The organism is Sphingopyxis sp., from assembly GCF_965279755.1.
In the GTDB taxonomy this organism is placed as follows: Bacteria; Pseudomonadota; Alphaproteobacteria; order Sphingomonadales; family Sphingomonadaceae; genus Sphingopyxis.
This window is the reverse complement of the sequence record NZ_OZ257261.1, coordinates 2,157,679-2,178,872: the sequence shown is the minus strand read 5'-3', so window position 1 is coordinate 2,178,872 and position 21,194 is coordinate 2,157,679. Positions and strand designations below refer to the sequence as shown.

Sequence of the window (21,194 nt, the reverse complement as noted above, 5' to 3'; positions counted from 1 at the left end):
GTCAGGCCGCCGCCATCGTGAAGGGCTCGAGCCCGGCGAGACGCGTGCGGACGGGAACGTCGGGAATATGCCGCCCGGGCAGACCCTGCACGGCCTTCGCCATCGCGGCGATATGGGCCGGCGTCGATCCGCAGCAACCGCCAAGGATGTTGACCTGACCATTTTCAGCCCATTCACGGACGAGGCCTGCGGTCGTTTCGGGCAACTCGTCATATTCGCCGAGTTCATTGGGAAGGCCCGCGTTCGGGTAGACCATTACCAGCGCATCGGCGAGGTCCGACAGCACCTTCACATGCGGGCGCAGCTGAGACGCGCCGAACGAGCAGTTGAGCCCGATCGTCAGCGGCCGCGCGTGACGCACCGCATACCAGAAGGCCTCGACCGTATGCCCCGACAGATTGCGGCCCGAGAGGTCGGTCAGTGTCATCGAAATCATCAACGGCAGCTCGCGGCCGACCTTGGCCTCGGCCTCCAGCGTCGCAGCGATCCCCGCCTTGGCGTTGAGCGTGTCGAAGATCGTCTCGATCAGGATGAAGTCCGCTCCGCCTTCGGCAAGCGCGATAACCTGCTCCAGATAGACGTCCTTGAGCTCGTCGAAATCGATCTCGCGATAGCCGGGATTGTTGACGTCGGGCGACAGCGACAGCGTCTTGTTCGTCGGCCCGACCGCACCCGCGACGAAGCGACGACGACCGTCAAGGGCTTCATATTTCTCGGCCGTCTCGCGACCCAGCCTTGCGCTTTCGCGGTTGATGTCACCGACCAGCGCCTCGGCGCCATAGTCGGCCTGGCTGATCCGGTTCGCGCTGAACGTGTTGGTCGACACGATATCAGAACCCGCAGCCAGATAGGCCTCGCCGATCGCGGTCACGACGTCGGGACGCGTCAGCGCGAGGATGTCGTTGTTGCCCTTCTGATCGTGGCCGAGCCCCAAGTTGCCCGCGTAGCAGGCCTCGGTCAGCTTGCGCAGCTGGATCTGGGTGCCCCAGCCACCGTCGGTGAGCAGGATGCGCTCTTTCGCTGCCGCCTGCAGGGCTTCGCGGGCGCTTGTCATGCGGCTTTCTCCGTCGCGGGGGCGATTTTCGGGCGCAGGCCCAGCAGGTGGCAGATGGCGTAGCTGAGCTCGGCGCGGTTGAGCGTGTAGAAATGGAAATCGCGCACCCCGCCAGCATAGAGGCGGCGCGACATTTCGGCGGCGATTGTCGCGGCGACGAGTTGGCGCGCGGCAGGATGATCGTCGAGCCCGTCGAACAGCGACACCATCCACGCCGGGATCGCGGTACCGCACATATCGGCGATGCGCTTGGTCTGTGACACGTTCGACACCGGCAGGATGCCCGGGATGATCGGGGCATCGATCCCCGCCGCCGCCGCCGCGTCACGGAAGCGCAGGAAGGCATCGGGAGAGAAGAAGAATTGGGTGATCGCGCGGTTTGCGCCCGCGTCGAGCTTGCGCTTGAGATTGTCGAGATCGGCCTCGGCGGACGACGCGTCCGGGTGAACCTCGGGATAGGCGGCGACCGAAATATCGAACGGCGCCACCGTTTTCAGACCAGCAACGAGTTCGATCGCGTTCGCATAGCCGTCGGGATGCGCGCGATACGGACCGCCACCGGGCACATCGCCGCGCAGCGCGACGATATGCCGCACGCCGGCGTCCCAATAGGCCTGTGCGACCTCGTCGATCTCGGCGCGCGACGCCTCGACGCAGGTCAGGTGTGCAGCAGGAGCCACCGCGCTTTCAGCCGCGATGCGTGCGACGGTCGCGTGGGTGCGCTCGCGCGTTGAGCCGCCGGCACCATAGGTCACCGACACAAAGCTGGGACCGAGCGGCTCGAGGGTGCGGAAGGTCTCCCACAGTTGCGCTTCCATCTTCTCCGTTTTCGGCGGGAAGAATTCGAAGCTGACGCCGATATCTCCGTCGAGATTGGCAAAGAGCGGAGTCGCGGCGGCGCGGCGCGCCTCTGCCAGCTGATCGAGATTGGACGTCATGCTGCGAGCCTTTTATCATTATGGGAGAGAGGGGAGCGATCTTCGTCACTGTGCCGACGGCCGAGCCAGAGCTTGACCGCCAGGTCACCCCCTTCGAGCGTCTGGGTGCTTTCGAGCGCCAACCCCGCCGCTGCGAACCAGCTACGGATTTGCGCGTCGGAGAAACCAAGGCGCGCATGTGCGCCGAGCGTGCGCAACTCCTCGTCCTCGTGCGGCGCGAAATCGACGATCAGCAAATGGCCGTCACCGCGGAGCACACGCGCGGTCTCGGCGATCACCCGGTCGGGTTCGTGCGCGAAATGCAGCGCCTGATGGATGACGATGCTGTCGACGCTGGCGTCGGCGATCGGAAGATTCAGGAAATCGCCCTGCACCAGGTCGATCGGCACCGTCTGTCCAGCCAATTTTGTGCGCGCGATGCGAAGCATTTCCGGGCTGCGATCGAGCGCCGTGATACGGTGCGCCGTCGGAGCAAAGATTTCCGCCATCCGGCCGGTCCCGGTCCCGATATCGAGCAGATGGCCGAGCGGGCGACCGGTCATCATGCCAAGCATCGCAGCCTCGACCTCGCTCTCGGCGACATGACGCGACCGGATCGCATCCCATTCGGCGGCGTGCTCGGCGAAATAGCGGTCGGCGACCGCCGCCCGCTCGGCACGGACGGCGGCAAGGCGGCTTGCGTCATAGGCAATCACCAGCGCCTCGCGTTCCGAAAAGGGCCACTCCCCCGCCTCTGCGGCAACGCGCGCGCCGGATCCGTCGCTCGCGATCCGAAGGAAAACCCAGCTTCCCTCGCGCTGTCGCTCGACAATCCCCGCCTCGACCAAAATACGGACATGGCGCGAGACGCGCGGCTGGCTCTGGTCGAGCACGACCGCGAGTTCGCCGATTGCGAGTTCCATTTCGCGCAAAAGCGCCACGACCCGCAATCGGGTCGGGTCCGCGAGGGCGCGAAAAATGTCGATCAGCTCTGCCATGGGCCAACATATAAAGCTTTCTTTATATCTGGTCAACCAAGCGCCGGTGGCAAATTCGATGCGGCTCGCCTCCACGCGTCAAATTGCGACAAAAGGAGAGCAAAGACGAAAAAAGAGCGTTGCGCGCCTTCCCGCGAGCGAGTAATTCTGCGCGCGATTGGCAATTCCAAGGGATCGATCTGGTTCCATGCCGGTCGATCAGTTAATTGAGAGGGGTATTCCCAAATGAAGAAATCGATCACTCTGTCGCTCGTTCTGGCCGCTTCGATGGGCCTCGCCGCTTGCGGTGAAAAGGCTGCCGACAACGCCGCCACCGAAACCCCGGCCGCTGAAGCCACCACCGAAGGCGCTGCCGACGGCGCGATGCAGGCTGCCGAAGGCGCTGCCGACGCCGCTGCGACCGCCAAGGACGCTGCGACCGACGCCGGTGCCGCTGCCGCTGCTGGCGACACCGCCGCTGCGACCGACAAGGCTGCCGAAGCTGCCGGCGCTGCCAAGGAAGCGAACGACCAGGCGAAGGCCGCTGTCGACGCTGCCAAGAAGTAAGCGTCTTTCGGCCATTGGCCAAAGGAACATGGGGTCGTCGGTCATGCCGGCGGCCCCTTTCCTTTTGGAGCGTTACGCTCTCCAGTTGCCAAGCAACTGAACCCCGATTAAACTTTTTCACCGATGGCCCCCCGGCCATTGCATTCGAAAGGACTACCCATGCGCAAGATCATTCTCGCTTCGATGGCCGCCGCGGCCTTCAGCCTCACCGCCTGCTCGGAAAAGGCTCAGCAGGAAACCTCGGAAGCCGCCGGTGCGGTTGCTGACGACGCCGCCGCTGCGGGCGATGCCGCCGCTGCAGGCGCAGCAGACGCTGCAGACGCGACCGCTGCTGCCGCCAAGGATGCTGGCGCCGCCGTCGAAGGCGCCGCCGACAAGGCCGGCAATGTCGTCGAAGGCACCGTGAACGCCGCCGGCGACGCCGCCTCGAAGGCGGGCGACAAGATCGCCGACGAAACCAAGAAGGCCGAAGCCAACGACAAGAAGTAAGTCGCGGGCACGCCTTCGGGCTGATAACGAAGGGCTCCATCCTGGCGGATGGGGCCCTTTTTTATGGGAGCGCATATGCATAACCTCTGGCCTCTGGCCATCGTGCCGGCCCTGCTTGCGGCGGGATGCAGCCGCACCGACAACGAACCCGGCCCCGGCGGCGTGACGGTCAGCGAGGCAAAGGCGCTCGACGATGCGGCCGAGATGCTCGAAAGCCGCGACGGCACGCCGCCGCCGCCCGGCCCCGCCGCCAAGACGGGCGAAACCAGCAAATAATCTTTCCTCGCGGGCCGGGTCGCACTAGGCTGGCGTTGCCCCGCGACTGGCGCATGAAGATGGAGTCCCATCGGGAAGCGGGGTCGGCCCAGTTGGTCGATGCAAGCCGCGCGCCTGGGTGATCCACTGCCAACGCGAGGACCATCCGATGACCGACACACCTGAGACCAGCATCGTCTTCCTGCTCTTTCCGGGCATCACCCAGCTTGACTTCACCGCGCCGGCGCAGGCGCTGTGCCGCATGCCCGGTGCAAAGCTGATTGGCGCCGCGAAGAGCCTCGACCCGATCGCGACCGACAGCGGCTTTTCCATCCTTCCGACGCATGATTTCGGGTCCGCACCCCAAGCCGACATCCTCTGCGTTCCCGGCGGCCATGGGGTGACCGAGGCGCTGAACGACACGGCGACGATCGACTTCATCGCGCGGCAGGCGGCTGGCGCCGCATGGGTGACGAGTGTGTGCACCGGCGCCTTCCTGCTCGGCCGAGCCGGACTGCTGGAGGGCAAGCGCGCCACGACGCACTGGGGCTATACGCATTTGCTGCCGCTGGTCGGCGCGGTGCATGAAGCCGCGCGGGTCGTCGAGGACGGCAATGTCGTGACCAGCGGCGGCGTGACATCGGGCCTCGACTTCGCGCTGACGCTGATCGCCCGGTTGAAGGGCGATGCCGTGGCGCAGGCGATTCAGCTCGCGATCGAATATGATCCCGCGCCGCCCTTCGCCGGCGGCCACCCCGACCGGGCACCCGATGCCGTCACCGCCGGATTGAAAGCGCGGGTTTATGACGCGGCAGCGGAACGGATGGAGGCGGCGCTCAAAGTCTAGCGGCAGTCGGCGAGCGCGATCTCGTAGAGCTTGGGCCAATATTTGCCGGTGACGAACAGGCGCTTCTTCTGGGCATCCCAGGCGATGCCGTTGAGCACGCTGTCGCCGCCGGTCGCGCCGGCATCGGCCTTCAGCCCGGCGAGGTCGAGGAGCGAGACGACATTGCCGGTCGCGGGATCGATGCGGATGATGAAATCGGTCATCCAGATATTGGCCCAGACCTGACCGTTGATCGTCTCGAGTTCGTTGATCATTGCCAGCGGGCGACCGCCGAAGCGGACGGTGACGCGCTTCTGCTCGGCCATCGTTACGGGATCGAGGAATTTGAGGTCCGACGAGCCGTCGCTGAGGACAAGGCTGTCCCCGACCATCGTGACGCCCCAGCCCTCGCCGTCATATTTGAAGGTGCCGAGCGGCTTCAGATCCTTGATCGACCAGCGGTGGCCGATGCCATTCTGCCAGGTGACGCCGATGATCTGCTCGCCCCAGCGCGTGATGCCTTCTCCGAACTGGTCGGCGGGCAGTTTCGTCTCGGCCAGCGCCTTGCCGGTTTCGAGGTCAAGGCGGGCGACACGCGACTGCCCATATTGGCCGGTCGCCTCATACAGATGACCATCCTGCCAGAACAAGCCCTGGGTAAAGCTGGTCGCGTCGTGCGGATAGCTCTGAACGATGCGATAGCCGCAGCGTTCGAACGGCACGGGGTCGGCGGCGATCGCGGATGCGGCAAGGGCAAGAAGCAGGATCATGGCGCCCTAGCTATGCCCGGCAGGATGAACTGGCAATGTCCCACCCATCCTATTTCGCCGGGGGTCCCACGCAGCCAAAGAAAAGGGCCGGAGGATTGCTCCCCCGGCCCCGTTTCTCGTTGGCTGAGCGCCGAACGGTACGGACTTAGAAGTCCATGCCGCCCATGCCGCCCATGCCGCCGCCGCCCATGGGCATGGCGGGCTTGTCGTCGGGGGTTTCGGCAATGCCGGCTTCGGTGGTGATCAGCAGACCGGCAACCGAGGCTGCATCCTGCAGCGCGGTGCGGACGACCTTGGTCGGGTCGATGACACCGGCCTTGACCAAGTCTTCATAGACGTCGGTCGAGGCGTTGAAGCCGAAGTTGCTGTCGTTCTGGTCGAACAGCTTGCCCGCGACGACACCGCCGTCGAAGCCCGCGTTTTCGGCGATCTGGCGAACCGGAGCCTGCAGCGCGCGACGGATGATGTCGATGCCGCGGGTCTGGTCTTCGTTGACGCCCGACATGCCGTCGAGAGCCTTCGTCGCATACAGCAGAGCCGTACCGCCGCCGGGGACGATGCCTTCTTCGACCGCAGCGCGGGTCGCGTGGAGGGCGTCATCGACGCGATCCTTGCGTTCCTTCACTTCGACTTCCGAAGCGCCGCCGACCTTGATCACGGCAACACCGCCGGCGAGCTTCGCCAGCCGTTCCTGCAGCTTTTCACGGTCATAGTCGCTGGTCGTGGTTTCGATCTGCGCACGGATCTGTTCGACGCGGCCCTTGATGGCATCGCCTTCACCCGCACCGTCGACGATGGTGGTGTTGTCCTTGTCGATTGTGACGCGCTTGGCCTGGCCGAGCATGTTCAGCGTGACCGACTCGAGCTTGATGCCCAGGTCTTCACTGATCATTTCGCCGGCGGTCAGGATCGCGATGTCCTGCAGCATCGCCTTGCGGCGATCGCCGAAGCCCGGGGCCTTGACGGCCGCGACCTTCAGGCCGCCGCGCAGACGGTTCACGACGAGAGTCGCGAGCGCTTCGCCTTCGATGTCTTCGGCGATGATCAGCAGCGGACGGCCCGACTGCACAACCGCTTCGAGGATCGGAAGCATCGACTGGAGGTTCGACAGCTTCTTTTCGAAGATCAGGATGTAGGGATCGCTGAGTTCGACGAGCATCTTTTCCGGGTTGGTGATGAAATAGGGGCTCAGGTAGCCGCGGTCGAACTGCATGCCTTCGACGACATCGAGTTCGAAATCGAGGCCCTTGGCTTCCTCGACGGTGATCACGCCTTCCTTGCCGACCTTTTCCATGGCTTCAGCGATCTTGTCGCCGACTTCCTTGTCGCCATTGGCCGAAATGATACCGACCTGCGCGATTTCAGACGTGCCCGAAACCGGCTTCGACTGCGCCTTGATCGTTTCGACAACCTTGCCGACCGCGAGGTCGATGCCGCGCTTCAGATCCATCGGGTTCATGCCGGCGGCAACCGACTTCATGCCTTCGCGGACGATCGCCTGCGCCAATACGGTCGCGGTCGTGGTGCCGTCGCCGGCCTTGTCGTTCGCCTTCGATGCGACTTCGCGCAGCATCTGGGCGCCCATATTCTCGAACTTGTCCTTGAGTTCGATTTCCTTGGCGACGGTGACGCCGTCCTTGGTGATGCGGGGCGCGCCGAAGCTCTTGTCGATCACGACGTTGCGGCCCTTGGGTCCGAGGGTAACCTTCACCGCGTCGGCAAGGGTGTCGACGCCGCGCAGGATGCGCTCACGCGCGTCGCGGCTGAATTTTACGTCTTTAGCAGCCATGTGCTTATTCCTTTCAAAGGCGCAGAAAACTGCGCAACTTCATTCTGAATTCAGTGGATGCCTCAGGCGATGACGCCGAGGATGTCCGATTCCTTCATGATCAGCAGCTCTTCGCCGTCGACCTTGACTTCGGTGCCCGACCATTTGCCGAACAGGATGCGGTCGCCGGCCTTGACGTCGAGCGGGGTGACCTTGCCGTCGTCGGCGCGGGTGCCGGTGCCGACCGAGACGACTTCGCCTTCCTGCGGCTTTTCCTTGGCGGTGTCGGGGATGATAATCCCGCCAGCCGTCTTTTCTTCGGCTTCGATGCGGCGGACGAGCACGCGATCGTGCAGCGGACGAAACTGAGTCATAAAACTCTCTCCAATAGGCGAATGATGTCCCTTAGCACTCGCCATGCGGGAGTGCTAACAGGCGGGGATATGGGTCGGAGTCAAAGGACCGTCAAGCGGACTCTATCAACTTTTTTGCGTCAGACCGGAAGCAGCCCGAGACGGGCCCGCATCCGCCAGCGCGTAAGTAAGAGGGCCGCGACGACGATCAAGCCCACTGCGAGACCGATCCACACGCCGACGCCCTGAAGCGGAGTCCAGAAGCCGAGGTAGATTGCGGTGCCATAGCCCGCGATCCAGTAACCGCAGATCGCGATGATCATCGGGATGCGCGTGTCCTGAACCCCGCGCAATACCCCCGCGGCGACTGTTTGCGCGCCGTCGAAAAGCTGGAAAGCCGCGGCGACGACGAGAAACTGCATCGCGAAGCCAACGAGAGCAGGGTTATGTGCTTTATCGACGCTGTATGCCGACAGAATCAATGACGGGAATGACCACATGAACAGCGCGGTCAATCCCATGAAGCCGATACCAAGGAACAACGATGCCCGGCCCGCGAAGCCGATGCCGACCGGATCGCGCGCGCCATAAGCCATGCCGACACGGATTGTCGCCGCCTGCGCGACGCCGAATGGCACCTGAAAGGCAAGCGCGGCGACATTCAGGGCGATCGTATGCGCCGCAAGCTGCGCCTCGCCGATCCGCCCCATCAGAAGCGCCGCGCCCGTGAATAGCCCCGCCTCAGCCAGAATCGTCAGAGCCAAAGGCGTTCCGATGTTGAAAATGTCCCGGAACCGCTGCCATTCCGGCCGCCACCAATTTCCGAACAGGCGATAGCGGCGAAGGCGGCGGTCGGTCTGAATGACGACCACATAAGCCAGCAGCATGGCGATCGAGGTAATCACGCTCGACAGCGCCGATCCGCGAAGCCCGAGCGCCGGCATGCCGAGATTTCCGAACACGAATACCCAGTTGCCGAGTGCGTTTACGCCAAGAGCAAGAAAGGTGATCACCGTCCCGATCCTCGGTCGGCCAAGAGCCGAGACGAAAATGCGCAGCACGCCGGCCGCGATCATCGGAAACATGGCCCACATGAGGACGACCAAGAAACTGCCCGCAAGCGACGAGAGTTCAGGCATCTGCCCCGTCGCCCGAAGGATCGGCGCGCCTGCCATGCACACCCCCATGAAGAGGATCGACACCAACCCGCTGATCCACAGACCCATACGAACCGAACGCCGCACTTCACGCACGGCATGCTTACGGCGACCGAGCTCCGCGGCGACGAGCGGCGCAACGGCGCCGACCAGCCCGCTGCCCGTCCACAGTAACAACCCGAAGATAGAGATACCCAGCGACGATGCCGCAAGCGGCGTTTCGCCAAGCCGCGTGACGAACAGCACATCGATTGCGTGGACGAGCATCTGGAGAAGGTTCGCCGCCGCCAGCGGCCAGGCAAGCGCCAGCGTCGCGCGGAATTCGGCGCGGAAATCCTGCGGGCGATCCGCGGTCAGGGGGTGGGCCTGCTCCAGCATAGCCGGCCCGGATAGGCGCGGCCCCGCGGTCGTTCAATCGCTTTGGCGGCAGCCCGGTCGATTCCATCTGGTGGGTGGCAAAATGGCAACAAGCAGCGGCGGCGAAGCGCCATCAATTGCCGCGAAGCGTTACCTCGACCCGGCGGTTCATCGCCTCGCGCACCTCGTCACCGGTCTTTACGCGCGGACGCGATTCGCCAAAGCCCTGCGTCGTGATCAGCGCACCGGAAATGCCGTGCGCCTCGAGATATTGTTGCACACTCGCCGCCATCCGCTGGCTGAGGCCGACATTATAGGCGGCGCTTTCGGTCGTGTCAGTGTGGCCCGCGACCGTCACCCTGCCGCCGCCGCACTGTCGCCACCGCGACACCGCAAGATCGAGCACGCCCGCCGCTTCGGGTGTCAGGCTCGACCGATCCCATTCGAAAAAGACGATATAGGGGCCGGGATCGCAGTTGAGACGCGACACGTCCGGGATCGTGACCTGCTTGGTCGCGGGCGGCGGTGCCGCGGGCTCTTCCTTCGGATCGGCCCGGGCGGCCGCGACGTCGGCCGCCTTCGGCTGCGCCCCCTCCGTGGCGCCGCCGGGCTCGTCGATGGCCGAGGGCGCGGAGCCGGCCGATTCTCCGACCGCAGGCTTTGCCGCCTCGCTCGTCGCCGGGTTCGAGCCGCCCCAATTTACCCACAGGAGCAGGACAACCAGCAGCGCTACAGCGCCCGCGATCGGCCAGCGATAGGGGTTGAGCGCCGAAAGCAAGCCGGTGGCGGCATCGGTCGGAACGACAGGATCGCGCTCATCCGGAACCGGTACAACGGGCGGCGGCGTCGATGGGGCGGGCGACGGGGTTGGCGCAGGCGCCGGAACCGGACCACTCTCGCCCAGCGCGGCAAGCCGCTCTTGCGCCTTGGCCACCAGCGGATCGCCGCCGTTCGCCGCGATCCAGGCCTGCCACAGCTTGGCGTCCGCAGCCTGTTCGCAGCGAACATAGTCGCCCAGGCCATCGCGGCCGGTCAGTCGTCCGATGCGCCCCACGATCTGGCGCCACCCCTCGCCCGACTGGAAGTTGCCGGCGTCGAACAGATCGACCGCCTGCACCGACGCGAATTCGAGCGGCGGAAGGCAATCGTCGAGGCGCGCGGCGACAAGCCGCTCGCCCTGTTTTCCAGTGCGCGCCTCGGCGCGGATCCAGTCGCTGTCGCAGGCGAGTTCGGACCAGAGGACAAGGATCGCCTTTGCGGTCCGTACCTCGCGCTCGATCTCGCGATCGAACGAAGTACCGGGCTCGATATGGGCATCGAACCAGACTGAAAGCTTCAGGTCGACGAGCGCATTGTAGATGGCGACGCAGCGCGCGCGTTCCTCGCGCTTGTAGCTGATGAAGACGTCGGTCATGTCGGCCTCAGCTGCTCCAGACGATAGTCATCTCGTAGGCGAAGGCGAGAAAGGTCAGCGTCAGCCCCACGACAAACAGCCGGTAAGCATAGGCAAGGAAGCGGTATTTGCGCCGGGCAAGGATGACGCCGTTCTGATAGGTGTCGCGCAGCATCGTCTCGTAGAGGTCTTCCTCGGTCCTTAGGCGCGCCTTCACTGCATCGATGAACTCCTGCTCGTCCATCTGCTCGAACCGGCCGAAGAACAGGATATTGCTGTGGTCCTTGCCGTCCTTGTAGACGGCGGGCGGCGCCTTGCCGACGCGCGGCAGGACAGCCGAGATCGCGAGCAGCGCCGAAAGGAAGGAAAAGGTCGCAAGGACGGTCAGCGGCATTGCGAAAGCCCCGGCGCCGGACCGCGCCTGTCCGACCGCGAGCGTGAAGACCACGAAGGTCGCGCCCATCAGGATCGACGCTTTTTGATCCGCCATCTGCGACAGCTGCATCGTGATCTGCTGATTGGTGCGGACGAGGTGCACCGCATTCGGCGGAAAGGAAATCGCCGGACGCTCCGGCGCCACGCCCTCTTTTTCGCTGCTCATACAGTCCCATCCCCTGTCAGCGCCCTTCAGGGGGGATGGCACGAAGCGCCATCAACGGCAAGATGCTGCCCGATTCCCGCCGCATTCGCTTGCCATGCGGGGACCATCGCGGCATGCCGCACGCAACTTTATTCCTTTATGGGACGCACCACATGAGCACCGCCCTCACCGACCAGATTTACGGCCTGATCGCCCCCTTCAACAAGAAGGGCGTCGAACTGACCGCCGCGACCACCTTCGCCGGCGATCTCGAATGGGACAGTCTGACCGTGATGGACTTCGTCGCCGAGGTCGAGGACACGTTCGACATCATCATCAGCATGAACATGCAGGCCGAGATCGAGACCGTGGGCCAGCTCGTCGCCGCGGTCGAGAAGCTGCAGGGCTAAGGCTGCCGTGATCCCCGGCAAAAGCCGGGGTCCACCGACATGCCGCGCCACACATCTGGACCCCGGCCTTCGCCGGGGATCACGAAAGTACCGAAATGACCGATCTTTTCAGCAAGTTCGACCCGCTGATCCAGCAGCGCGAGGCGTTGCTCGCGACCGGGGTTACCGACCCGTTCAACCTGGTGATGGAAAAAGTGCTCTCACCGACCGTAGCGATCTGCAACGGGCGCGAGACGATCCTGCTCGGCACCTATAATTATATGGGCATGACCTTCGACGAGGATGTCATCGCCGCGGGCAAGGATGCGCTCGACAAATTCGGCGCGGGTACGACCGGCAGCCGTGTCCTCAACGGCACCTATCAGGGGCACAAGGAGTGCGAGGACGCGCTCAAGGAATTTTACGCCATGGATCATGCCATGGTATTTTCGACCGGATATCAGGCGAACCTCGGCATCATTTCGACGATTGCCGGCAAGGGCGACTATGTCATCCTCGACATCGACAGCCATGCGTCGATCTATGACGGGTGCAAGATGGGCGACGCCGAAATCGTTGCCTTCCGCCACAATGATATCGAAGCGCTCGAAAAGCGGCTGAAGCGCCTGCCGCCCGAAGCAGGCAAGCTCGTCGTGCTCGAAGGCGTCTATTCGATGCTTGGCGACGTCGCCCCGCTGAAGGAGATGATCCGCGTCTCCAAGGAAAATGGCGCGATGGTGCTGGTCGACGAAGCGCATTCGATGGGCTTTATCGGCGAACATGGCCGCGGCGTCGCCGAGGCGCAGGGCGTGATCGACGATGTTGATTTCATCATCGGCACCTTCAGCAAGAGTGTCGGCACCGTCGGCGGCTTCTGCGTGTCAAACCATCCGAAGTTCGAGATTATGCGGCTCGTCTGCCGCCCCTATGTCTTCACCGCCTCGCTGCCGCCGAGCGTCGTCGCGACCGCCGCGACCAGCATCCGCAAGCTGATGCACGGGTCGAACAAACGCGCGCATCTGTGGGAAAATTCCAAGACGCTGCACAAGGGCCTGCGCGATCTGGGCTTCACGCTCGGCACCGAAGAGCCGCAGTCGGCGATCATCGCGGTGATCATGCCCGATCTCGAAAAGGGTGCGATGATGTGGGAAGCGCTGCTGGAAGAAGGGCTCTACGTCAATCTGGCGCGCCCGCCGGCGACCCCCGCGGGCATGACGCTGCTGCGCTGTTCGCTGTGCGCCGAGCATTCGAGCGAACAGGTCAGCGAGATCCTCGGCCGCTTCGAGCGCGCGGGCAAACGCGTCGGAATCATCGGCTGAGCCGAGAGCTAGCGCCGACCAGCGGATTCCTTTTCACGGCGAGTCGAGCCTTTGCGCGCGCGCAAAGCCCTTCGCGGCTTTGCCGTGCGGCGCTTGTCCGGTAGAAAGACGCCGTGTTCGAGCGGGATCTGGATCATGACGGCGAGGGGCAGCAGGAGCGTTTGCGCTTCTGGGTGACGATCGGGCTGGGCGCGATCCTGACCGGGGTCGTCGCGGCGCTCGTCCTGCTGCTCGCGCGCGCGAACGACGATTATGACCGTTCGCTCGGCTGGCAGGCGCACAGCCTGGAAATCATCTCGCAGACGCGTAGCCTCGACGCCGCGCTGGCCCGTGCCGAAGCCGCGCTCGGCCGGTTCGCGGTCGGACTGCAAAAGGAGGACGGGCGCGTTTATCAGCAGCAATGGGGGCTGGCGCTGCAATATCTGACGCTGCTCCAGCGCAACGTCCGCGACAATCCGAAGCAGGCCGAACTGGTCGGCAAGCTGACCAAGGAATTGGCCAGTCGCGGCGAGCAGCTCGGCGACGCGGCGCTCAGCGCCAACTACCGCCAGACCATCGCCGCCATCTCGAAATATAATGCCGCCGGCCATGACACCGCGCTGATCCGTATCGACCGCCTGTTGTCCGAGCTGATCCGCAACGAGCGCGCGATCCTTGCCGAACGTAACCGCATCGCGGCGTCGGACCGCGCAAGCCTCAACCAGGCGATCCTGCTGTTCTCGCTGCTGGGTGCCGTCGCCGCCGTGATCGCCATTGCGGCGACCGTTTCGCTCGTTCGCGCCGAAGGCGAGCGGCGCGTGGCGCGGCGCGAGACGCTGTTCGAGGCTGATCGCGCGATGCAGCTGGAGGCGGCGGTCGACGAACGAACCGCCGAGCTGGAGAGAGCCAACCTCGCGCTCCGCAGCGAGATGAGCGAACGCGAAGCGGCCGAAGCGCAGCTACGTCAGGCACAGAAGATGGAGGCCGTCGGCCAGCTCACCGGGGGTATTGCTCATGATTTCAATAACATGCTGGCAGTGACCGTCGGCGGGCTGGAGCTGGCGCAGCGATTGATAACGACCGCGCCGGAGAAGGCGCTGCGGCACATGAACAATGCAATGGACGGCGCGAATCGCGCCGCCGACCTGACGCGCCGTCTCCTCGCCTTCGCCCGATCGGAACCGGCACGCCCCGAAATGACGCCGATCGACGAGTGCATCACGGGCTTTGCCGAGCTGATCGAACGGACGATCGGCGACCGTATCGCACTGACGCTCGATCTCCATGCTGCCGGCCTCGCCTGCTGGGTCGATCGGCAGCAATTCGAGAATGCACTGCTTAACCTGTCGGTCAACGCGCGCGACGCGATGGACGGTCACGGGTCGTTGACGATCCGGACCCTTCGCGATGAATCGGAAAATACGGCCGCGCTGGCGGTGCAGGTGGTCGACACCGGCTGCGGCATGTCGCCCGAGGTACTCGAACGCGTATTCGACCCCTTCTATACCACCAAGCCGGCGGGTCAGGGCACCGGGCTCGGCATGAGCCAGGTGTTCGCTTTCTGCCGCCAGTCGGGCGGCGAGGTGCAGATTTCATCGACCGAAGGCGAAGGGACGAGCGTCGCGATGCTGTTGCCGGTCGCCAAGCCGCAGGCGGCGGGCGCCGCCGCGCCCGGAACCGGCGATGCCGACGCCGACGCGGGACCGGGCGCAGCGCTGAGCATTCTGGTGGTCGAGGACGACAAGCGCGTGCTCGCAGCAACGGTCGATGCGGTGGAAGAGCTTGGCCACAAGGCGGTCGCGTGCAGCAATCCGCTGGAGGCCGAGGGGCTGGTCGATACGCATGGCGGCTTTGACCTGATCCTGTCCGACGTTCTGATGCCCGAGTTGACGGGGCCCGAGATGATCGCGCAACTCAAGCAGCGCTGGCCCGCCCTGCCCGTGCTGTTCGTCACGGGCTATGCCGGCGATGCGAGCGAGGACGAGGCCTTTGGCGACCACGACGTGCTGCGAAAGCCGTTCACGCTGACCGCGCTTGAGCAAGCGATCCGCCGATCTGGTGATGCACAACGACTGGCGAGCTGATCAAGCGACCGCATTTTCCGGGAAAAATGCTTAGCGGATCGCGCCGCCCCGAACGAGGCGCGGGACCAAAGTCAGCGCCGCGACGAGCGGCCAGCGCCGCTGCCACGGCTTGATCTCGATCTTCGTGCCGGCATGGCGGTTGATCTTCCAGGCGAGGTAGTCGATCCCGCCGGCATAGGTCAGGCTGGCCTTGGCGAGGCGGACGATACTGAGCAGCTTGCCCTCGATCCGGCGGCGCGCCCAGCCGCCGCTACTAGCTGCGCTGGCCGGAAGCACAGCGGCTGCGGCCTCGCCGAAGCGGCGGTAGCGATCGGGTTCGGCATCGACGACCGACTGCGCCCGGCCCGAGCGTTCGGCGCGCAACTCGACCGAATAGGTCAGCGAAAAGGCGCGGCGCCACCAGTCGAGCAGTTCCTCACCATCGATCTGTCCGGCGGCGGCGAGCAGCGTCGGTGCCGCGCGCGATACGGCCGCGATCGCACGCTCCTGCGCCGTGTCGTCGACCGCCCATACGAGCCGCGACGGCTGCGCGAAGCGTGCCCATACCGACACGTTGCGCGTCTCCGCGCTGTTCAATCGGTGAAAGTCAGCCTCGCTCAGCACCGCATATTTGGCGATCAGCCCGGCGTGCTGGAACGGGAAGACGTTGGGGGGGATCAGACGATTGGCGACGGCCATCCAGCGCTTCGGATAGGCATCGCCATAGTCCGAGACGATCAGATAGAAATCGAGCATCAGCCCGTCGAGTTCGCTTTCCCGCAGGCAGCTGCCATAGAAAAGCACCGCGCGTGCGCTGCCGGGATATTCCGCCGCGATCGCGGCTGCCATCGCGGCGACACGCGGATCGACCGGGGCCGAAAGCTCTTCGCGAACGAGATCGGTCAGGGCCGGCATGGCGGCGCTCAGGCAGCGAGGCGCAGGAAGGGCACCGGCTGCGTCGACGTGAGGATGATCGGCTTGCCATGCTTCGCCTGATAAATCTCACCATCGAGGATGACGTTGGACCGTTCGCCCTCGATCCGGATCTCGTCACCCTGCTGGAAATGCACGCCTTGCAGGGGCTTTTGACCCAAGGTGCCGCGCCAGGTTGCGCCGAGCATGCGGAACACCGCGCCGACATTGCTGTCGGTCGCGAGCAGCTTCATATTGCCGTTCGTGCCATGGCTTTCGCTCGTACGAATATTGAGTAGCAATTTTTCGAGCGTGGTGACGATCAGCAGCGAGAATTTGCCCTTGAACTCGCCCTGACGGACGAGCGACACCGTCATTGGTTGCGGCTTGGGCGGCAGGCGCCCGCCGCCGAGGCCGAAGATGATCGCGAACAGGCCGAGGATTGCTGCAAGCACATGCGACACCCCGTTAGGCAAGCCGAGCGGGTAGATGCGATTGCGGCAATAGAGCATCACATCGGCCAGATAAGCGCCGCCGAGGAACATGCCCAGCACCGGCCGCGTGTCGCCGCCGTCGAGCGAGATCAGCTGACGTTCGATCACATGCTCGTCCAGCCGCCCGCTTTCGACCAGCTCGACGACACGTTCGAGCGCCTTCAGCGGATCGCCCTCGGCGCCAAGGTCGAGCGCGATCAGATTGGTCTTGCCGTTGGGAAGCACCGCGACCGGCGGCGGCGAACCACCGAAATGACCGCCCGAATAAAGTTCGGTCAGCGCGGCCTGGACCGTGCCGTCGCCACCGTTGATCGCGACGATGCGCGGGCCGACCATCGCGATCGTGCGGATCGCCTCGCCGATCTGGTCGACGTCCTCGACCTCATAGTGGAAGATGTCGGGGTGCGCCGCGCAATATTCCCGCACGCGCGGCAACAGGGCACGATTGCCCGTCGAGCGCGGATTGGAAAGAAGCGCGACGCTTGCCATCGGCCCCTACATATATTTCATGGTGATGGTGATCGTGCGCGGCGCATTGCCGACAGTGAAGGCAGTCTTCGTGTAGCTCGGCTTGCCGAGATTGAAGATGTTGATGCTCGGGTTGTTCGACATCCCGCCGCCGTCGGACCGCAGATCGGTCTTGCCGTTACCGTTGACGTCGTGACGCACCGCAATGCCATAGCTGCCCGCTTCGGGCAGCGGCACGCATACCGTCATCGCACCCGCGCGCGCGGGCACCTCTACGCGGGTCAGCCAGCGGCCCTTTGCGAGCCATTCGGAAGCGTTCGCGCGATAGCTCTGCACGCGGATCTTGCCGGTGCCGGCCTTGACGCCGCTGATCTGGACCAGGGTGGACGGGCCGCTCCGGCATTTGGCCAGATCGTTCGAGATTACCTGCCCCTCTGCGTTCGCTGCTACCGATGCGGCAAGCAGAGCCACGCAGAGCGAAGTCGATAGAAATTTCGACATGACGCAATAGCTCCAAGTGGTTATAGCCACGCCAGCAAACACGCTGACCTGGGTGCCCTGTTGCCCTTGAATCGGATATCGGAACCATTTGCGGCCAAATCATGGTGATGGGGCGACGAAAGATTGAATAAGCTACCCGCCATCGACCGCTACATCGCGCGACTGATCCTTGTCCCGCTTGTCGCCAATCTCACGATCGCCTTCGCCATCCTGATCATCGACAAGATGCGGCGATTGTTCGATTTTGTCGCGACCGAGGGCGGCCCGGTCGGCGTCGTGTGGCGCATGCTCGCGAATCTGATTCCCGAATATCTGTCGCTCGGCATTCCGATCGGCCTGATGCTTGGTATCCTGCTCGCCTTTCGCCGCCTCGCGACATCGAGCGAACTCGACGTGCTGCGCGGCGTCGGCATGAGTTTCGGGCGATTGCTGCGCGTTCCCTATGCCTTTGCTTTCGCGCTGGCCTTGTTCAACCTCGCGATCGTCGGATTCGTGCAGCCCTACGCCCGCTACGCTTACGAAGGGCTGCAGTTCGACCTGCGCTCGGGCGCGCTCGGCGCGTCGATCAAGGTCGGCGAATTCACCAAGATGGGCGAGCGCATGACGCTGCGCGTCGAGGAAAGCTATGACGACGGCCGCAGCCTGCGCGGCATTTTCGTGCGCGGCGAGAACAAGGACGGGCAGACCGTCTCGGCGACCGCGTCGCGCGGCCAGTTCATGGCCACCGACGATCCCGACACGATCATCCTGCGACTGTCGCAGGGCGTGCTGATCCACGAATCGCCGAAATTTTCCGTGCCGCGCGTGCTGACCTTCGACAATCACGACCTGCCGATCCCGCTGCCCAAGATCGAGGCGTTCCGCCTGCGCGGGGGAGCCGACCGCGAATTGACGATTCCCGAGCTGCTGGTCGCCGGCAAGGACAAGAAGGAATCGCTGAAGACCCGGCTGGAATCGCGCGCGAATTTCCATTTCCGCATCGTCGAGGTCGCGTCGATGTTCCTGATTCCGCTGATCGCGGTCGCGATGGCGATTCCGCCCAAGCGATCCACCTCGGCGCTCGGCGTCTTCCTGTCGATCGTGCTGCTGGTGACGCAGCACAAGATAAACCAATATGCCGAGGATCTGGGCGCGCGGGGGTCGGTCGATCCGATCATCGCGCTGTGGGTGCCATTCCTGTTATTCGCGGCGCTTGCAGTCTGGATGTACTATACGCTCGCGCACGTTCCCGGCGGCCAGCCGATCGGCGCGCTCGAACGCGTCGCGTCGAAGATCGGCCAGCGCGTCCGCGGCCTGATCCGCATCTTCCGGCGCGAACCGCGGACCAGCTGACATGCAGACCCTTAGCTTCTTTCCGTCGCGCACGATGGCGGTTTACGTCGGCAGGACCTTCCTCGTCCGCACGATCGCGATCCTGTTCGCGCTGGTGCTGGTGCTGCAGACGCTCGATCTGCTTGGCGAAAGCGGCAAGATTCTGGCGGTCGCAGGCAATGGCGACAATGATGTCTGGCGCTATGTCGGGATGCGGATGCCGCAGATCGTCGAGACGTTCCTGCCGTTTTCGGTGCTGCTCGCGACAATCCTGACGCTCGCGACGCTCAACCAGAACAGCGAAGTGATCGCGATGAAGGCCTCCGGCATGTCGGCGCATCAGGTCTTGGCGCCGCTGTTCCTCGCGGCCTTCCTCGTCGCCGGGGTCAGCTTCGTCTTCAACGAACGGATCGTCACCCGGTCGACCGCCGCGCTCAATGCCTGGCAAAAGGTCGAATATGCGCAGGTGCCCAAAGACAGCGGGGTGCGGGCGAATATCTGGGTCCGGTCGGGCGACGATCTGATCAATGCTATGACCGTAGAAACCGGCGGGCCGACGGTTATCCTCCGCAACATCACCATTTATGAGCGCACCGGCGGCGTGCTGTCGTCGATGCTGAAGGCCGATAGCGCAAAGCCGGTCGCGGGCGGCTGGGAACTGACGAACGCGCGGCGTTTCCTTCGCCGCTCGGGCACCCTCGAACAGCTCGGCACGATCGTCGCGATGAAAGATGTCCGCACCGACCAGTTCACGCTGGCGCAGGTCGACGGCGACGAACTGCCCTTCAACCGGCTACAGACCGCGATCAGCGAGCTGGAGACCGCAGGCCGGCCGGTCGATTCGCTGAAAGGCGTGCTGTGGCACAAGATTTCAGGGCCGCTGTCGTCGATCCTGATGCCGCTGCTCGGCGCCGTAGCGGCCTTTGGCCTCGCGCGGTCGGGCAAGCTGTTCGTGCGCGCGATCATCGGCATGGTGCTGGGTTTCGCCTATTTCGTCGCCGACAATTTCGCGCTCGCGATGGGCGATCTTGGTGCCTACACGCCCTTCCTTGCCGCGTGGGGACCGTTCATCTTGTTCGCGCTGATCGGCGAGATGATCCTGATCCGGACCGAGGAATAGGCGTCAGGCCGCCGCTCCCCGCGCGGAGCCTGCGACGAGGTTCAGCACCAGCTTCGGCAGGCTGCGATAGTTCGCCTTGTGATATTGCGAATCCACCGGCAGCGCCTCCTTCAGGCGGCGGTGCGCCTCCGCGAGCGCATGGTAGGGAACGCCCGGCAGCAGGTGATGCAGCGCATGATAACGCAGCCCGACCGGCGCCCAGAGTTCGGGCAGCAGGCCCGGCGGCGGGACGTTCACGCTGTCGAGGAACTGCGCGGTGACGGTCAGCACTTCGCCGTCATTTTCCCACAGATGCGCGACGAGGGTGCGGATCTGGTTGAGAACGAGCGTCGCGGCGGCGATCGCGCCGAAGATAAGCAGCGCGCGGAGCGGCACCCAGCTGAAAACGCCGGCAGCGACCAGCAAGGTCGACCAGAGCCACGCTCCGCCTTCCTGCCAGGCCCATTGGCGGCGGAACTCGCCCTCGGGCGACTTGCGGCGGAACATCGGGTTGATGATCATTCCCGAATAACGTTCGCGCACAATGCGGCGCAACGGCGGGATCAGGAAGGATAGCGGAGTCAGCACCGCATAGCGGAAGACGAGCGCGAGCGGCGCGAAGGCTGCGGCAACGACGAACAAGGGCACCGTCCAAGGCTTCATCAGCGCGAGCGGCAGATATTCGGGGTCCTCGACCGTGCCATATTTGGTGCGGTTATGGTGCAAGCTGTGGATCCCCTCATACATGAAGGAGGGGATCAGCAGCGGGACGCCGACGAGGATATTCCACGCGAGGCGAAAACCCGGCAACGCATTCTTGCGGATATGCGTCAACTCGTGGATGAAGCTGCCGGCGCGATAGAGCGCGAGCACGGAAACGAAGGCCGCAACCAGCATCCACGCCGTCGACGGCGCAAGGATGGCGGCCGCGATGCCGGCGTAACCGACGAAAGTCGATCCGAGAAAGTCGGTCCAGTAGATGCGCGCGCTGGGGGTCACCAGATCGCGCGTCAGCTCCGACGCGGCGCGGATCATCGCCATATCGTCGGTGATCGCCGATTTCGGGACCGGCGGCACGGACAAGGCCGAATGCCGGTCTGCAAGAGTGTTCATCGCAAACATAGCGGGTTCTTCATCATGATTTCGTGGCAGCAAAATGGCCGAATGCGGCTCGCCAGTGCCATAGCAATGCCCTA

At 64.4% G+C, this 21,194-nt stretch carries 22 protein-coding genes and 1 riboswitch; of the genes, 9 read left to right on the top strand and 13 right to left on the bottom strand.

Features of this window, described 5'->3' with window-relative positions; genetic code table 11:
* Position 1: 1 nt before the first annotated feature.
* The 3 genes from ACQY80_RS10755 to ACQY80_RS10745 are packed head-to-tail and all read right to left on the bottom strand — an operon-like array spanning position 2 to position 2,969.
* Complete coding sequence (locus tag ACQY80_RS10755) at positions 2-1,054, bottom strand: homocysteine S-methyltransferase family protein (protein ID WP_428679182.1); 1,053 nt, start codon at positions 1,052-1,054, stop codon at positions 2-4.
* A complete protein-coding gene (gene metF / locus ACQY80_RS10750) occupies positions 1,051-1,992 on the bottom strand; it encodes a methylenetetrahydrofolate reductase (protein ID WP_428679179.1) in 942 nt (313 codons plus the stop codon). The genes ACQY80_RS10755 and metF overlap by 4 nt, the downstream gene beginning before the upstream one ends.
* Complete coding sequence (locus tag ACQY80_RS10745) at positions 1,989-2,969, bottom strand: ArsR/SmtB family transcription factor (protein WP_428685830.1); 981 nt, start codon at positions 2,967-2,969, stop codon at positions 1,989-1,991. The genes metF and ACQY80_RS10745 overlap by 4 nt, the downstream gene beginning before the upstream one ends.
* A 225-nt stretch (positions 2,970-3,194) precedes the next feature.
* On the opposite strand from ACQY80_RS10745, the gene ACQY80_RS10740 reads away from it, so the two are divergent.
* From ACQY80_RS10740 to ACQY80_RS10725, 4 genes are all read left to right on the top strand, one after another.
* On the top strand, positions 3,195-3,515 hold the full coding sequence (locus tag ACQY80_RS10740; RefSeq protein WP_428679176.1) for a hypothetical protein: 321 nt from the start codon (positions 3,195-3,197) through the stop codon (positions 3,513-3,515).
* A gap of 159 nt (positions 3,516-3,674) precedes the next feature.
* A complete protein-coding gene (locus ACQY80_RS10735) occupies positions 3,675-4,004 on the top strand; it encodes an entericidin EcnAB (protein ID WP_428679174.1) in 330 nt (109 codons plus the stop codon).
* A gap of 75 nt (positions 4,005-4,079) precedes the next feature.
* Complete coding sequence (locus ACQY80_RS10730; RefSeq protein ID WP_428679171.1) at positions 4,080-4,280, top strand: hypothetical protein; 201 nt, start codon at positions 4,080-4,082, stop codon at positions 4,278-4,280.
* 32 nt (positions 4,281-4,312) lie between these two features.
* Positions 4,313-4,407, top strand: a riboswitch (ZMP/ZTP riboswitch).
* A 21-nt stretch (positions 4,408-4,428) separates the two neighbouring features.
* A complete protein-coding gene (locus ACQY80_RS10725) occupies positions 4,429-5,106 on the top strand; it encodes a DJ-1/PfpI family protein (RefSeq protein WP_428679168.1) in 678 nt (225 codons plus the stop codon).
* Here the strand turns inward: ACQY80_RS10725 and ACQY80_RS10720 are convergent.
* The 6 genes from ACQY80_RS10720 to ACQY80_RS10695 form a co-directional block, all read right to left on the bottom strand.
* Complete coding sequence (locus ACQY80_RS10720) at positions 5,103-5,855, bottom strand: glutaminyl-peptide cyclotransferase (RefSeq protein WP_428679165.1); 753 nt, start codon at positions 5,853-5,855, stop codon at positions 5,103-5,105. The genes ACQY80_RS10725 and ACQY80_RS10720 overlap by 4 nt on opposite strands.
* Positions 5,856-6,000: 145 nt before the next feature.
* The gene (groL, locus tag ACQY80_RS10715; RefSeq protein WP_428679164.1) at positions 6,001-7,644 is read right to left on the bottom strand and encodes a chaperonin GroEL; all 1,644 of its coding nucleotides are present in this window, start codon (positions 7,642-7,644) and stop codon (positions 6,001-6,003) included.
* 62 nt (positions 7,645-7,706) lie between these two features.
* A complete protein-coding gene (groES, locus tag ACQY80_RS10710) occupies positions 7,707-7,997 on the bottom strand; it encodes a co-chaperone GroES (RefSeq protein ID WP_428679162.1) in 291 nt (96 codons plus the stop codon).
* Between the two features lie 119 nt (positions 7,998-8,116).
* Positions 8,117-9,511 (bottom strand): MATE family efflux transporter, encoded by a 1,395-nt coding sequence (locus tag ACQY80_RS10705; RefSeq protein WP_428679159.1) that lies wholly within the window; start codon positions 9,509-9,511, stop codon positions 8,117-8,119.
* 112 nt (positions 9,512-9,623) lie between these two features.
* Complete coding sequence (locus tag ACQY80_RS10700; RefSeq protein ID WP_428679156.1) at positions 9,624-10,904, bottom strand: TIR domain-containing protein; 1,281 nt, start codon at positions 10,902-10,904, stop codon at positions 9,624-9,626.
* 7 nt (positions 10,905-10,911) lie between these two features.
* A complete protein-coding gene (locus ACQY80_RS10695; RefSeq protein WP_428679153.1) occupies positions 10,912-11,484 on the bottom strand; it encodes a Pycsar system effector family protein in 573 nt (190 codons plus the stop codon).
* A 152-nt stretch (positions 11,485-11,636) separates the two neighbouring features.
* Here ACQY80_RS10695 and ACQY80_RS10690 point away from each other — a divergent pair, with 152 nt between their 5' ends.
* The 3 genes from ACQY80_RS10690 to ACQY80_RS10680 all read left to right on the top strand — a co-directional run bounded on the left by ACQY80_RS10690 (position 11,637) and on the right by ACQY80_RS10680 (position 15,234).
* Positions 11,637-11,873, top strand: a complete 237-nt coding sequence (locus tag ACQY80_RS10690) for an acyl carrier protein (RefSeq protein WP_428679151.1) — start codon at positions 11,637-11,639, stop codon at positions 11,871-11,873.
* A gap of 95 nt (positions 11,874-11,968) precedes the next feature.
* Positions 11,969-13,171, top strand: a complete 1,203-nt coding sequence (spt, locus tag ACQY80_RS10685) for a serine palmitoyltransferase (protein WP_428679149.1) — start codon at positions 11,969-11,971, stop codon at positions 13,169-13,171.
* 113 nt (positions 13,172-13,284) lie between these two features.
* Complete coding sequence (locus tag ACQY80_RS10680; protein ID WP_428679146.1) at positions 13,285-15,234, top strand: ATP-binding protein; 1,950 nt, start codon at positions 13,285-13,287, stop codon at positions 15,232-15,234.
* A 30-nt stretch (positions 15,235-15,264) separates the two neighbouring features.
* On the opposite strand, the gene ACQY80_RS10675 is transcribed toward ACQY80_RS10680, so the two are convergent.
* Genes ACQY80_RS10675 through ACQY80_RS10665 form a run of 3 tightly spaced genes read right to left on the bottom strand, consistent with a single transcriptional unit; the run spans position 15,265 to position 17,588 of the window.
* Positions 15,265-16,128, bottom strand: coding sequence for a hypothetical protein (locus tag ACQY80_RS10675; protein ID WP_428679143.1), 864 nt, complete (start codon positions 16,126-16,128; stop codon positions 15,265-15,267).
* An 8-nt stretch (positions 16,129-16,136) separates the two neighbouring features.
* Complete coding sequence (locus tag ACQY80_RS10670; RefSeq protein ID WP_428679140.1) at positions 16,137-17,108, bottom strand: diacylglycerol/lipid kinase family protein; 972 nt, start codon at positions 17,106-17,108, stop codon at positions 16,137-16,139.
* Between the two features lie 6 nt (positions 17,109-17,114).
* Positions 17,115-17,588 carry a DUF2141 domain-containing protein gene (locus ACQY80_RS10665; protein WP_428679137.1) on the bottom strand — a complete coding sequence of 158 codons (474 nt, stop codon included), beginning with the start codon at positions 17,586-17,588 and terminating at the stop codon, positions 17,115-17,117.
* A 123-nt stretch (positions 17,589-17,711) separates the two neighbouring features.
* Here ACQY80_RS10665 and lptF point away from each other — a divergent pair, with 123 nt between their 5' ends.
* Both lptF and lptG read left to right on the top strand, forming a co-directional pair.
* A complete protein-coding gene (gene lptF, locus ACQY80_RS10660) occupies positions 17,712-18,920 on the top strand; it encodes an LPS export ABC transporter permease LptF (RefSeq protein ID WP_428679135.1) in 1,209 nt (402 codons plus the stop codon).
* 1 nt (position 18,921) lies between these two features.
* Entirely contained in the window at positions 18,922-20,019 is a 1,098-nt protein-coding gene (gene lptG / locus ACQY80_RS10655) for an LPS export ABC transporter permease LptG (protein WP_428679132.1), read from the top strand.
* 3 nt (positions 20,020-20,022) lie between these two features.
* Here the strand turns inward: lptG and ACQY80_RS10650 are convergent, their stop codons facing one another.
* Entirely contained in the window at positions 20,023-21,120 is a 1,098-nt protein-coding gene (locus ACQY80_RS10650; RefSeq protein ID WP_428679129.1) for a fatty acid desaturase family protein, read from the bottom strand.
* Between the last annotated feature and the right edge of the window lie 74 nt (positions 21,121-21,194).

What these genes read in the sequence shown, in the direction of transcription:
- ACQY80_RS10755 (WP_428679182.1), bottom strand. Translation starts at nt 1,054, where the DNA reads ATGACAAGCGCCCGCGAAGCCCTGCAGGCGGCAGCGAAAGAGCGCATC.
- metF (WP_428679179.1), bottom strand. Translation starts at nt 1,992, where the DNA reads ATGACGTCCAATCTCGATCAGCTGGCAGAGGCGCGCCGCGCCGCCGCG.
- ACQY80_RS10745 (WP_428685830.1), bottom strand. Translation starts at nt 2,969, where the DNA reads ATGGCAGAGCTGATCGACATTTTTCGCGCCCTCGCGGACCCGACCCGA.
- ACQY80_RS10740 (WP_428679176.1), top strand. Translation starts at nt 3,195, where the DNA reads ATGAAGAAATCGATCACTCTGTCGCTCGTTCTGGCCGCTTCGATGGGC.
- ACQY80_RS10735 (WP_428679174.1), top strand. Translation starts at nt 3,675, where the DNA reads ATGCGCAAGATCATTCTCGCTTCGATGGCCGCCGCGGCCTTCAGCCTC.
- ACQY80_RS10730 (WP_428679171.1), top strand. Translation starts at nt 4,080, where the DNA reads ATGCATAACCTCTGGCCTCTGGCCATCGTGCCGGCCCTGCTTGCGGCG.
- ACQY80_RS10725 (WP_428679168.1), top strand. Translation starts at nt 4,429, where the DNA reads ATGACCGACACACCTGAGACCAGCATCGTCTTCCTGCTCTTTCCGGGC.
- ACQY80_RS10720 (WP_428679165.1), bottom strand. Translation starts at nt 5,855, where the DNA reads ATGATCCTGCTTCTTGCCCTTGCCGCATCCGCGATCGCCGCCGACCCC.
- groL (WP_428679164.1), bottom strand. Translation starts at nt 7,644, where the DNA reads ATGGCTGCTAAAGACGTAAAATTCAGCCGCGACGCGCGTGAGCGCATC.
- groES (WP_428679162.1), bottom strand. Translation starts at nt 7,997, where the DNA reads ATGACTCAGTTTCGTCCGCTGCACGATCGCGTGCTCGTCCGCCGCATC.
- ACQY80_RS10705 (WP_428679159.1), bottom strand. Translation starts at nt 9,511, where the DNA reads ATGCTGGAGCAGGCCCACCCCCTGACCGCGGATCGCCCGCAGGATTTC.
- ACQY80_RS10700 (WP_428679156.1), bottom strand. Translation starts at nt 10,904, where the DNA reads ATGACCGACGTCTTCATCAGCTACAAGCGCGAGGAACGCGCGCGCTGC.
- ACQY80_RS10695 (WP_428679153.1), bottom strand. Translation starts at nt 11,484, where the DNA reads ATGAGCAGCGAAAAAGAGGGCGTGGCGCCGGAGCGTCCGGCGATTTCC.
- ACQY80_RS10690 (WP_428679151.1), top strand. Translation starts at nt 11,637, where the DNA reads ATGAGCACCGCCCTCACCGACCAGATTTACGGCCTGATCGCCCCCTTC.
- spt (WP_428679149.1), top strand. Translation starts at nt 11,969, where the DNA reads ATGACCGATCTTTTCAGCAAGTTCGACCCGCTGATCCAGCAGCGCGAG.
- ACQY80_RS10675 (WP_428679143.1), bottom strand. Translation starts at nt 16,128, where the DNA reads ATGCCGGCCCTGACCGATCTCGTTCGCGAAGAGCTTTCGGCCCCGGTC.
- ACQY80_RS10670 (WP_428679140.1), bottom strand. Translation starts at nt 17,108, where the DNA reads ATGGCAAGCGTCGCGCTTCTTTCCAATCCGCGCTCGACGGGCAATCGT.
- ACQY80_RS10665 (WP_428679137.1), bottom strand. Translation starts at nt 17,588, where the DNA reads ATGTCGAAATTTCTATCGACTTCGCTCTGCGTGGCTCTGCTTGCCGCA.
- lptG (WP_428679132.1), top strand. Translation starts at nt 18,922, where the DNA reads ATGCAGACCCTTAGCTTCTTTCCGTCGCGCACGATGGCGGTTTACGTC.
- ACQY80_RS10650 (WP_428679129.1), bottom strand. Translation starts at nt 21,120, where the DNA reads ATGTTTGCGATGAACACTCTTGCAGACCGGCATTCGGCCTTGTCCGTG.